This window comes from Enterobacter sp. 186315, assembly GCF_053290175.1.
Genome location: NZ_JBPTTK010000019.1, coordinates 65,692 through 77,970, shown reverse-complemented (window position 1 = coordinate 77,970; position 12,279 = coordinate 65,692). Strand labels below are relative to the sequence as shown.

Annotated in this window: 10 protein-coding genes; 8 read left to right on the top strand and 2 right to left on the bottom strand. The window is 58.4% G+C overall.

Going from position 1 to position 12,279, the window contains the following annotated elements:
- Positions 1-250: 250 nt before the first annotated feature.
- A complete protein-coding gene (gene orn, locus ACSVHP_RS18325; RefSeq protein ID WP_234673089.1) occupies positions 251-796 on the bottom strand; it encodes an oligoribonuclease in 546 nt (181 codons plus the stop codon).
- Positions 797-901: 105 nt separating this feature from the next.
- Between orn and rsgA the strand changes: the two genes are divergently transcribed.
- The 3 genes from rsgA (at position 902) to mscM (ending at position 6,351) form a co-directional block, all read left to right on the top strand.
- A complete protein-coding gene (rsgA, locus tag ACSVHP_RS18320; protein ID WP_447552652.1) occupies positions 902-1,954 on the top strand; it encodes a small ribosomal subunit biogenesis GTPase RsgA in 1,053 nt (350 codons plus the stop codon).
- A gap of 97 nt (positions 1,955-2,051) precedes the next feature.
- Complete coding sequence (gene asd / locus ACSVHP_RS18315) at positions 2,052-3,020, top strand: archaetidylserine decarboxylase (protein ID WP_234673102.1); 969 nt, start codon at positions 2,052-2,054, stop codon at positions 3,018-3,020.
- A gap of 19 nt (positions 3,021-3,039) precedes the next feature.
- On the top strand, positions 3,040-6,351 hold the full coding sequence (mscM, locus tag ACSVHP_RS18310) for a miniconductance mechanosensitive channel MscM (protein WP_447552651.1): 3,312 nt from the start codon (positions 3,040-3,042) through the stop codon (positions 6,349-6,351).
- Between the two features lie 95 nt (positions 6,352-6,446).
- Here the strand turns inward: mscM and epmA are convergent, their stop codons facing one another.
- Positions 6,447-7,424: an elongation factor P--(R)-beta-lysine ligase gene (gene epmA / locus ACSVHP_RS18305; protein ID WP_234673108.1), complete on the bottom strand. Its 978-nt coding sequence runs from the start codon at positions 7,422-7,424 to the stop codon at positions 6,447-6,449.
- Positions 7,425-7,734: 310 nt separating this feature from the next.
- On the opposite strand from epmA, the gene frdA reads away from it, so the two are divergent.
- The 5 genes from frdA to ampC all read left to right on the top strand — a co-directional run bounded on the left by frdA (position 7,735) and on the right by ampC (position 12,279).
- On the top strand, positions 7,735-9,525 hold the full coding sequence (gene frdA, locus ACSVHP_RS18300; protein WP_417315460.1) for a fumarate reductase (quinol) flavoprotein subunit: 1,791 nt from the start codon (positions 7,735-7,737) through the stop codon (positions 9,523-9,525).
- Positions 9,518-10,252, top strand: a complete 735-nt coding sequence (locus tag ACSVHP_RS18295; RefSeq protein WP_447552650.1) for a succinate dehydrogenase/fumarate reductase iron-sulfur subunit — start codon at positions 9,518-9,520, stop codon at positions 10,250-10,252. The genes frdA and ACSVHP_RS18295 overlap by 8 nt, the downstream gene beginning before the upstream one ends.
- A gap of 10 nt (positions 10,253-10,262) precedes the next feature.
- Positions 10,263-10,658, top strand: coding sequence for a fumarate reductase subunit FrdC (gene frdC, locus ACSVHP_RS18290; protein ID WP_417315462.1), 396 nt, complete (start codon positions 10,263-10,265; stop codon positions 10,656-10,658).
- A 10-nt stretch (positions 10,659-10,668) separates the two neighbouring features.
- A complete protein-coding gene (frdD, locus tag ACSVHP_RS18285; protein WP_234673115.1) occupies positions 10,669-11,028 on the top strand; it encodes a fumarate reductase subunit FrdD in 360 nt (119 codons plus the stop codon).
- Between the two features lie 108 nt (positions 11,029-11,136).
- Positions 11,137-12,279, top strand: a complete 1,143-nt coding sequence (ampC, locus tag ACSVHP_RS18280) for a CMY2/MIR/ACT/EC family class C beta-lactamase (RefSeq protein WP_447552649.1) — start codon at positions 11,137-11,139, stop codon at positions 12,277-12,279.

Genomic DNA, 12,279 nt, shown 5'->3' with positions numbered 1-12,279 from the left:
ACTCGCGACCCCGACCTTGGCAAGGTCGTGCTCTACCAACTGAGCTATTCCCGCAAATCTGTACTGCTTTTGCTGCTGTCGTAACGTGTAATTCTCTGTCGTTACGGGAGGCGCATTATACGAGAAATCCGTTTAGCTGCAACCCCCCTCAAAGGGATTTTTTTGAAATTAAGTTCAAATGCTTATTTAATCGGCAAGCTGAACAATTTAACGTCAAAAACCCGACCGCGCAAGGCGCCGGGTCTCAAAATCAAAGCTTAATAAAGTTTTCGCGATAGTACGCCAGCTCCGCCACGGACTCACGAATATCATCCATCGCCTGATGGGTGCCCTGCTTTTTGAAGCCGTCCAGAATTTCTGGTTTCCAGCGACGTGCCAGCTCTTTCAGCGTGCTCACATCCAGGTAACGGTAGTGGAAGTAGGACTCCAGTTCAGGCATGTACTTAAACAGGAAACGGCGATCTTGCCCGATGCTGTTGCCGCAAATCGGTGATTTCCCTGCCGGAACCCACTGTTTCAGGAACTCAATGGTCGCCAGCTCTGCATCACGGTCGCCTTGGGTGCTGGCCTTCACGCGATCGACCAGGCCGCTGCCGGTATGGGTACGCACGTTCCAGTCGTCCATCAGCGCAAGTTGTTCATCGGATTGATGAACCGCAATCGTAGGCCCTTCCGCCAGGATATTCAGGTTGGCATCGGTGACCAGCGTGGCGATCTCAATTATGCGATCGCGCTCGGGATCCAGACCGGTCATCTCAAGATCAATCCAAATCAGGTTGTTTTCATCTGCGCTCATGTTATTTTCCACCTCTCGTATAACCGGCAGTAGCGGGTTAACTAGTATTAATTAGAGTGTATCATAGAGGTTTTGCCCATTACGGGCGACCAGGAGCCAGTGCGATTGAGTAAAAATAAACTCTCCAAAGGGCAGCAGCGCCGCGTTAAAGCCAACCACCAGCGCAGACTGAAAACCACTTCGGAGAAGGTCGATTACGACGACAACCTGTTTGGCGAACCCACCGAAGGCGTAGTGATCAGCCGTTTCGGTATGCACGCTGACGTGGAATCCGCTGACGGTAGAGTTCACCGCTGCAACATCCGTCGAACAATTCGCTCGCTGGTCACCGGTGACCGCGTGGTCTGGCGTCCGGGCAAAGAGGCGGCAGAAGGGGTTACGGTCAAAGGCATCGTTGAGGCCGTACATGAACGCACGTCCGTGCTCACCCGTCCTGATTTCTACGATGGCGTTAAGCCTATTGCGGCCAACATTAATCAGATCGTGATTGTTTCCGCTATCCTGCCGGAGCTGTCGCTCAATATCATCGACCGCTACCTTGTCGCCTGCGAAACCTTGCAGGTTGAGCCTATTATCGTGCTGAACAAAATCGATCTGCTGGATGACGAAGGCATGGCCTTTGTGAATGAGCAGATGGATATCTACCGCAAGATTGGTTATCGCGTATTGATGGTGTCCAGCCACACCAAAGATGGCCTTAAGCCGCTTGAAGAGGCGCTGACCGACCGTATCAGCATCTTTGCGGGCCAGTCCGGCGTGGGTAAATCCAGCCTGCTGAATAACCTTCTCGGCCTCCAGCAAGAGATCCTGACCAACGACGTGTCCAATGTCTCGGGCCTGGGCCAGCACACCACCACCGCCTCGCGTCTGTATCACTTCCCGCACGGCGGCGACGTGATTGACTCCCCGGGCGTGCGTGAGTTCGGCCTGTGGCACCTCGAACCGGAACAAATCTTCAACGGGTTTGTCGAATTCCATGACTATTTAGGCGCGTGCAAATACCGCGACTGTAAACACGATAACGACCCGGGCTGTGCCATCCGCGAAGCGGTTGAGAACGGTGAAATTGCGGAAACCCGCTTCGAGAATTACCACCGCATTCTTGAGAGCATGGAAGACGTAAAAACGCGTAAAAACTTTTCTGATTCTGATAACTGACAACTAAGCTAAGCATCGCTAAAATCGTCCCCTTTTTTCAGGTTCCGGCGGCTTAACGCCGGATCAGGAACGACAAAACAATGGCCTGGAGGCTACCTTGTTAAACTCATTTAAACTTTCGCTTCAATACATTCTGCCAAAACTGTGGCTCACTCGCCTGGCGGGCTGGGGCGCGAGCAAACGAGCGGGCTGGCTGACCAAACTGGTCATCGACCTGTTCGTGAAATACTACAAGGTCGATATGAAAGAGGCGCAGAAGCCGGACACGGCAAGCTACCGCACCTTTAACGAATTCTTCGTGCGCCCGCTGCGTGACGAAGTGCGCCCGCTGAACACCGACCCTAACGTGCTGGTAATGCCTGCCGACGGCGTGATCAGCCAGCTTGGCAAAATCGAAAACGACAAGATTTTGCAGGCCAAAGGCCATAACTACAGCCTTGAAGCGCTGCTGGCCGGTAACTACATCATGGCCGATCTGTTCCGCAACGGTTCATTCGCCACCACCTACCTGTCGCCGCGCGACTATCACCGCGTTCACATGCCGTGCAACGGCATCCTGCGCGAAATGATTTACGTGCCGGGCGATCTGTTCTCCGTCAACCACCTGACGGCGCAGAACGTGCCGAACCTGTTTGCCCGTAACGAGCGCGTTATTTGTCTGTTTGATACTGAATTTGGCCCAATGGCGCAGATTCTGGTGGGCGCGACCATCGTAGGCAGCATCGAAACCGTCTGGGCAGGCACCATCACCCCGCCGCGTGAAGGCGTGATCAAGCGCTGGACGTGGCCTGCCGGGGAAGCGGAAGGCTCCGTGGCGCTGCTGAAAGGTCAGGAGATGGGCCGCTTCAAGCTGGGCTCAACGGTGATTAATCTGTTCGCGCCGGGCAAAGTTAACCTGGTCGAGCAGCTGGAAAGCCTGTCCGTGACGAAGCTGGGCCAGCCGCTGGCGGTATCTGCTGAAGCGTTCGTGACGCCAGCCGCCGAGCCTGCACCGCTGGCCGAAGAAGAGATTAAAGCCGAGCACGACGCCAGCCCGCTGGTTGACGACAAAAAAGACGAAGGCTAATAACAGAAGGATCGCTGACGTGCGCCCGATTATCGTTCTACTGGTGGCCTGGTGCCTCAGCATGGGGGCGTACGCAGCGACAGCCCCCGACTCAAAACAGATAACCCAGGAGCTGGAGCAGGCAAAAGCGGCAAAACCCGCTCAGCCCGAAACCGTTGAATTACTCCAGGCCGCGCTGAACGCGCTTGAGGAGCGAAAAGGCTCCCTCGAGCGCGCCGAGCAGTACCAGCAGGTTATCGACAACTTCCCCAAACTCTCGCAAACCCTGCGCGCGCAGCTGACGAATCTGCGCGATGAACCGCGCCAGGTGCCTGCGGGCATGACCTCCGACGCGCTGAACCAGGAGATCCTCCAGGTCAGCAGCCAGCTTGTGGAAAAAAGCCGTCAGGCGCAGCAGGAGCAGGAGCGCGCCCGCGACATTGCCGACTCGCTCAACCAGCTTCCGCAGCAGCAGACCGACGCCCGCCGCCAGCTTAACGAGGTGGAACGCCGGGCCGGATCGCAGTCTGCAAACACCGCGCAAAATCTCAATATCCAGGCCGAATCCGCGCGGCTCAAAGCGCTGGTGGATGAACTGGAGCTGGCGCAGCTCTCTGCCAATAACCGCCAGGAGCTGTCGCGGATGCGCTCGGAGCTGGCGCAAAAGCAGAGCCAGCAGCTTGATGCTTATCTTCAGGCCTTGCGTAATCAGCTAAACAGCCAGCGCCAGCGTGAAGCCGAGCGCGCGCTGGAGAGCACCGAACTGCTGGCGGAAAACAGCGATAACCTGCCAGCGGGGATCGTCGATCAGTTCAAGGTGAACCGCGAGCTTTCCGCCGCGCTGAACCAGCAGGCGCAGCGTATGGATCTGGTGGCCTCGCAGCAGCGCCAGGCCACCAATCAAACCTTGCAGGTCCGTCAGGCGCTTAACACCCTGCGCGAGCAGTCCCAGTGGCTTGGCTCCTCGAACCTGCTGGGCGAGGCGCTACGCGCCCAGGTGGCGCGCCTGCCGGAAATGCCAAAGCCGCAGCAGTTGGATACCGAAATGGCGCAGCTTCGCGTTCAGCGCCTGCACTTTGAAGATCTCCTCAACAAACAGCCGCAAATCCGCCAGATCCGTCAGGCGGACGGCCAGCCGCTTACCAGCGAGCAGAGCCGGATTCTGGACGCGCAGATGCGCACCCAGCGCGAGCTGCTCAACTCGCTGTTGCAGGGCGGCGATACGCTCATTCTGGAACTCACCAAGCTGAAAGTGTCCAACAGCCAGCTTGAGGATGCGCTGAAAGAGGTCAACGAGGCGACGCACCGCTACCTCTTCTGGACCTCTGACGTGCGGCCCATGACCTTCGCCTGGCCGATTGAGCTGGTGCAGGATCTGCGCCGTCTGATCTCCCTGGATACCTTCAGCCAGCTGGGACAGGCAAGCGTGATGATGCTGACCAGCAAAGAGACCATCTTCCCGCTGATCGCCGCGCTGATCCTGGTAGGCTTTAGCATTTACTCGCGCCGGCACTTCACCCGATTCCTGGAACGTTCAAGCGCCAGAGTAGGCAAGGTGACGCAGGATCACTTCTGGCTCACGCTGCGCACCGTATTCTGGTCGATTCTGGTCGCCTCCCCGCTGCCGGTACTGTGGATGACGCTCGGCTACGGCCTGCGCGAGGCCTGGCCCTACCCGCTTGCGGTGGCGATTGGCGACGGCGTGACCGCCACCGTGCCGCTGCTGTGGGTAGTAATGATTTGCGCCACCTTTGCCCGTCCGAACGGCCTGTTTATCGCCCACTTTGGCTGGCCGCGTAACCGGGTGGCGCGGGCGATGCGCTATTACCTGATGAGCATCGGCCTGATCGTGCCGCTGATTATGGCGCTGATCATGTTCGATAACCTCAACGACCGTGAGTTCTCCGGCTCGCTGGGACGCCTCTGCTTTATGCTGATCTGCGGCGCGCTGGCGGTGGTAACGCTGAGCCTGAAGCGCGCGGGGATCCCGCTCTACCTCGATAAAACGGGCAGCGGCGACAACATGTTCAACCGCCTGCTGTGGAACCTGCTGCTCAGCGCACCGCTGGCGGCGATCCTCGCGGCGGCCGTCGGGTATCTGGCAACGGCCCAGGCGCTGCTGGCACGCCTTGAAACCTCGGTTGCGATCTGGTTCCTGCTGCTGGTGGTGTATCACGTTATCCGCCGCTGGATGCTGATCCAGCGCCGTCGTCTGGCGTTCGATCGCGCCAAGCACCGACGTGCCGAAATTCTTGCCCAGCGCGCGCGGGGCGAAGAAGAGCCAAACCATATCAACAGCACGGAAGGCACCACGGATGTTGACGAGGTCGAGCTGGATCTGGACGCCATCAGTACCCAGTCGCTGCGCCTGGTGCGTTCTATTCTGATGCTGATTGCCCTGCTGTCGGTGATTGTCCTGTGGTCAGAAATTCACTCCGCGTTTGGCTTCCTGGAGAACATCTCTCTGTGGGATGTGACCTCGACGGTGCAGGGTGTGGAAAGCCTGGAGCCGATCACGCTGGGCGCCGTGCTGATTGCGATTCTGGTGTTTATCATCACCACGCAGCTGATCCGTAACTTCCCTGCCCTGCTGGAGCTGGCCCTGTTGCAGCACCTGGATTTAACGCCGGGGACGGGGTATGCGATCACCACCATCACCAAGTATCTGATCATGCTGTTAGGCGGCCTGGTTGGCTTCTCGATGATTGGTATTGAGTGGTCGAAACTTCAGTGGCTGGTCGCCGCGCTGGGTGTGGGGCTCGGGTTTGGCTTGCAGGAGATTTTCGCCAACTTTATCTCTGGCCTGATCATCCTGTTTGAAAAACCGATCCGTATCGGCGATACGGTGACGATCCGCGACCTGACCGGCAGCATCACCAAGATCAACACGCGTGCCACGACGATCAGCGACTGGGATCGCAAAGAGATCATCGTGCCGAACAAGGCGTTTATCACCGAGCAGTTTATCAACTGGTCGCTGTCCGACTCCGTGACGCGTGTGGTACTGACCGTGCCTGCCCCGTCGGATGCCAACAGCGAAGAGGTGACGCAAATTCTTTACACCGCAGCAGAACGCTGCTCGCTGGTGATCGACAACCCGCCACCGGAAGTGTTCCTCGTCGATTTGCAGCAAGGGATCCAGATTTTCGAGCTGCGTATTTACGCCGCCGAGATGGGACACCGTATGCCGCTGCGCCATGAGATCCACCAGCTGATTCTGGCAGGCTTCCGCGAGCACGGTATCGATATGCCGTTCCCACCGTTCCAGATGCGTCTGGAAACGCTGGACGGGCGTAAGACGGGAAGAACGTTGACGTCAGCGGCGCGTAGCCGCCCGGCGGGGAGTTTGTAGACGATAAAGAACAATTAAACCGTCTTTGTTGCCGGGTGGCGCTACGCTTACCCGGCCTACAATCTGATGCCCTCTCCCACGGGAGAGGGAGAAGATCAGGCGCGATCCACCGTAAACGCAATCACGTCGCCCAGCTGCTCTGCGCCCAGCGCCAGCATCACCAGACGATCGACCCCCAGCGCCACGCCGGAGCAGTCTGGCAGACCGGCTTTTAACGCCTCCAGCAGATTGGTATCGATAGGCTGCTGCGGCAGACCGCGGGCGGTACGCTTGCGGTTGTCCTGCTCGAAACGCTGCTGCTGTTCGCGCGCGTCGGTCAGCTCGTGGAAACCGTTCGCCAGCTCGATGCCTTTGTAGTACACCTCAAAGCGCTCGGCCACGCGGTGATCTTCAGTGCTGATTTGCGCCAGTGACGCCTGGCTTGCCGGGAAGTGATAGACAAACGCCGGACGGTCTTTACCAATCTGCGGCTCAACGCCAAAGGTGAACAGCAGTTGCAGCAGCGTATCGCGATCCTCTTCGGTGTCCGCGACGTTGCTCAGATCCAGTTTTGCCGCGACTTCGCGCAGCTGGGTTTTGTCCGCTGACAGCGGATCGATCTCCAGATAGCGCTGGAACGCCTGCTGGTAGGAGAGCGTTTCGGCTTCGGCGCAGTCGAGCACCTGTTGCAGCAGATCGTCCACCTCGTTCATCAGGCGGTACATATCATAGTGCGGGCGATACCACTCCAGCATGGTGAATTCCGGGTTGTGGTGACGTCCCATCTCTTCATTGCGGAAGCTGCGGCACAGCTGATAGACCGGGCCACATCCCGCCGCCAGCAGGCGCTTCATGTGGTATTCCGGGCTGGTCATCAGATACAAATTCATGCCCTGAGAGTGGCCTGGGCCAACAAAACGGGTTTCGAACGGGACCAGATGAATATCGGTTACCGTTGCCTGGCTCATGCATGGCGTTTCCACCTCAAGCACGCCGCGATCGGCAAAGAAACGGCGAATTTCCGCCATGATTGCAGCGCGTTTTAACAGGTTTGGGATGGACGCGCTCGGCTGCCAGGTGGCCGTTTCGCTCATGAGTTTTTCTCCGATATCAAACAAGGGCACGAAGTCTACTCGTTAGCCGGGACAGAGACAAATTTTGCGCAGTAAAAGGGCGGATTTCATTGATAGAAATAATTCCGTGACGCAATTCATCAATCTCAATGATAAATCGCTGGAGATAACAGCAAAAAAATCGAACACGTCAAATTTCCCTCATTTACACGCGGTTATACTGTTTTACCCATAAAGGAGCAGTGGATACGCTTTCGCGATAGCCCGTTCGGGCAGGTGAACTACCTTTAGGTCATCGCATTGCGAAATAACAAAAATCTGGAGGAATGTCGTGCAAACCTTTCAAGCCGATCTTGCCGTAATAGGCGCTGGCGGAGCTGGATTACGCGCTGCGATTGCCGCAGCACAGGCGAATCCCAACGCTAAAATCGCTCTGATTTCAAAAGTCTACCCGATGCGCAGCCACACGGTTGCCGCAGAAGGAGGATCCGCCGCCGTTGCGCAGGATCATGACAGCTTCGAATACCATTTCCACGACACGGTTGCAGGGGGCGACTGGCTTTGCGAACAGGATGTCGTTGATTACTTCGTGCATCATTGCCCGACGGAGATGACCCAGCTTGAACAGTGGGGATGCCCGTGGAGCCGCCGCCCGGACGGCAGCGTGAACGTTCGCCGCTTCGGTGGTATGAAAATCGAACGTACCTGGTTCGCCGCCGATAAAACCGGCTTCCACATGCTGCATACCCTGTTCCAGACCTCCCTCCAGTTCCCGCAAATTCAACGCTTTGACGAACATTTCGTTCTCGATATCCTCGTGGATGACGGCGAAGCGCGCGGTCTGGTGGCGATGAATATGATGGAAGGCACGCTGGTGCAGATCCGCGCGAAAGCGGTGGTGATGGCAACCGGCGGCGCGGGCCGCGTGTATCGCTACAACACCAACGGCGGCATCGTGACCGGCGACGGGATGGGCATGGCGCTCAGCCACGGCGTCCCGCTGCGCGATATGGAGTTCGTGCAGTATCACCCAACCGGGCTGCCGGGTTCCGGCATCCTGATGACGGAAGGCTGCCGCGGTGAAGGCGGCATTCTGGTCAATAAAAACGGTTATCGCTATTTGCAGGATTACGGCATGGGTCCGGAAACCCCGCTCGGCGAGCCGAAGAACAAATACATGGAACTCGGCCCGCGCGACAAGGTGTCTCAGGCGTTCTGGCACGAGTGGCGCAAAGGCAACACCATCCCAACGCCGCGCGGCGACGTGGTCTATCTCGACCTGCGCCATCTGGGCGAGAAGAAGCTGCTGGAACGTCTGCCGTTCATCTGCGAGCTGGCGAAAGCCTACGTGGGTGTCGATCCGGTGAAAGAGCCGATCCCGGTCCGTCCTACCGCGCACTACACCATGGGCGGTATCGAAACCGATGGGCAGTGTGAAACCCGCATTAAAGGGCTGTTCGCCGTGGGCGAGTGTTCCTCCGTGGGCCTGCACGGCGCGAACCGTCTTGGCTCGAACTCGCTGGCAGAGCTGGTGGTGTTTGGCCGTATGGCGGGCGAGCGCGCGATGGAGCGAGCGGCAACAGCGGGTGAAGCTAACGGTGCCGCGCTGGACGCGCAGGTGGCGGACGTCGAAAAACGCCTTAAAGACCTGGTAAACCAGGAGGGCAGCGAAAACTGGTCGAAGATCCGCGACGAGATGGGCCTGTCGATGGAAGAGGGCTGCGGTATCTACCGTACTCCGGAGCTGATGCAGAAAACCGTCGACAAGCTGGCGGAACTCCAGGAGCGCTTCAAGCGCGTGCGCATCACCGATACCTCCAGCGTCTTCAATACCGACCTGCTCTACACCATCGAGCTGGGGCACGGCCTGAACGTGGCCGAATGTATGGCGCACTCGGCGCTGGCGCGTAAAGAGTCGCGCGGCGCGCATCAGCGTCTGGATGAAGGCTGTACCGAACGTGATGACGTCAATTTCCTGAAACATACCCTCGCCTGGCGCGATGCGGACGGTACCACCCGTCTGGACTATAGCGACGTGAAGATCACCACGCTGCCGCCGGCGAAACGTGTTTACGGTGCAGAAGCAGAAGCCGCCGATAAGAAGGAGAAGGCGAATGGCTGAGATGCAAAAACTGAAAGTGGAAGTGGTGCGTTACAACCCGGAAGTGGACGCCGCACCGCACAGCGCTTTCTACGAAGTTCCTTACGACGAGCAAACCTCCCTGCTGGACGCGCTCGGCTATATCAAAGATAACCTCGCGCCGGACCTGAGCTACCGCTGGTCCTGCCGCATGGCGATCTGCGGCTCCTGCGGCATGATGGTCAACAAGGTGCCGAAGCTAGCCTGCAAAACCTTCCTGCGTGAATACACCAAAGGCATCAAGGTGGAAGCGCTGGGTAACTTCCCGATTGAGCGCGATCTGGTGGTCGATATGACCCACTTTATTGAAAGCCTGGAGGCGATTAAGCCTTACATCATCGGTAACCCGCGCACGCCGGATCAGGGGCCAAACACCCAGACGCCCGCGCAGATGGCGAAATACCATCAGTTCTCAGGCTGCATCAACTGCGGCCTGTGCTACGCCGCCTGCCCACAGTTTGGCCTGAACCCTGAGTTCATCGGCCCGGCCGCCATCACCCTGGCGCACCGCTATAACGAAGACAGCCGCGACAACGGCAAAAAAGAACGCATGGCGCAGCTCAACAGCCAGAACGGCGTCTGGAGCTGTACGTTTGTGGGTTACTGCTCCGAAGTGTGTCCGAAGCACGTCGATCCGGCCGCCGCTATTCAGCAGGGGAAAGTGGAAAGCTCGAAAGACTTTCTTATCGCTACCCTGAAACCACGCTAAGGAGTGCATGATGACGACTAAACGCAAAGCCTACGTGCGGCCAGTGCCGTCCACCTGGTGGAAAAATCTGCCGTTTTATCGCTTCTATATGCTGCGTGAAGGGACGGCCGTTCCGGCGGTCTGGTTCAGCATTGAGCTGATGTACGGCGTGTTCGCCCTTAAGCACGGCCCGGAAACCTGGGCCAGTTTTGTGGGCTTCCTGCAAAACCCGATCGTGGTGATCCTGAACATCATCGTGCTGGCAGCGGCCCTGCTTCATACCAAAACCTGGTTTGAACTGGCGCCAAAAGCGGCGAACATCATCGTAAAAGGCGAGAAAATGGGGCCAGAGCCGGTTATTAAAGGGCTGTGGGCGGTGACGGCGATCGTCACCCTGGTGATTCTGTTTGTCGCGCTGTTCTGGTAAGGAGACTACCGTGATCAATCCAAATCCAAAACGTTCTGATGAGCCAGTCTTCTGGGGTCTGTTTGGCGCAGGCGGCATGTGGAGCGCGATTATCGCACCGGTGATTATCCTGCTGGTCGGCATTATGCTGCCGCTGGGGCTGTACCCGGGCGATGCGCTGAGCTACGAGCGCGTGCTGGCGTTCGCGAGCAGCTTTATTGGCCGCGTGTTCATCTTCCTGATGATTGTCCTGCCGCTGTGGTGCGGCCTGCACCGTATTCATCACGCGATGCACGACCTGAAAATCCACGTCCCGAACGGCAAGTGGGTGTTTTACGGTCTGGCGACCATCCTGACCGTGGTCACGCTGATTGCCGTCGTGACCCTCTGACCGCTAAACCCGCCGCACGGCGGGTTTTTTCTTTCTGCCCCTTCCCTGTCGCGGGTAAATCCCGCAGTCTAAGGCACGTTCTCCACCTGCGATTAAGGAAGATGACCCATGAAAAAATCCCTGTGCTGCGCCCTGCTGCTCACCGCCACCGGCTCTGCGTTTGCCGGTACGCTGTCAGACAAGCAGCTGGCTGACGTGGTGGAACAGACCATCACGCCGCTGATGAAAACCCAGTCCATTCCGGGCATGGCCGTCGCGGTCATTTATCAGGGCAAGCCGCACCTCTTTACCTTCGGGAAGGCGGATGTCGCCGCCGGAAAGCCCGTCACGCCGCACACCCTGTTTGAGCTTGGATCTATCAGCAAAACCTTCACCGGCGTGCTGGGTGGCGACGCGATTGCGCGCGGAGAGATTTCCCTGAGCGATCCGGCTACCCGATACTGGCCTGCGTTGACCGGCAAACAGTGGCAGGGAGTCCGCCTGCTGGATCTGGCGACCTATACCGCGGGCGGCCTGCCGTTGCAGGTACCGGATGAGGTGAAGGACGACGCCTCGCTGCTGAATTTCTACCAGACCTGGCAGCCGCAGTGGAAGCCGGGCACCACGCGGCTGTACGCCAATGCCAGCATCGGCCTGTTCGGCGCGCTGGCGGTAAAACCGTCCGGCATGCGCTTCGAGCAGGCGATGGATGCGCGGGTCTTTAAGCCGCTTAAGCTGGAGCACACCTGGCTCAGGGTGCCGTCATCCGAAGAGCAGCACTACGCCTGGGGCTATCGCGACGGTAAAGCGGTACACGTGTCGCCGGGAATGCTCGACGCGGAGGCCTACGGCGTGAAAACCACCGTGGGCGATATGGCGAGCTGGGTGATGGCGAACTTGAAGCCGGATGCTGTTCAGGATGCCTCACTGAAGCAGGGTATCAAGCTCGCACAGACCCGCTACTGGCACGTCGGCTCGATGTATCAGGGACTGGGCTGGGAGATGCTGGACTGGCCGGTGGATGCCCGAACGGTGGTCGACGGCAGCGATAATAAGGTCGCCCTTGCGCCGCTGCCTGCGCAGGAAATAACGCCTCCAGCGCCGCCGGTGAAAGCCTCGTGGGTGCATAAAACCGGCTCTACCGGCGGGTTTGGCGGCTACGTTGCGTTCATTCCTGAGAAAGAGATCGGCATCGTGATGCTCGCGAACAAGAGCTACCCGAATCCGGCGCGAGTCGATGCGGCCTATCGTATTCTCGACGCGCTTAAATAA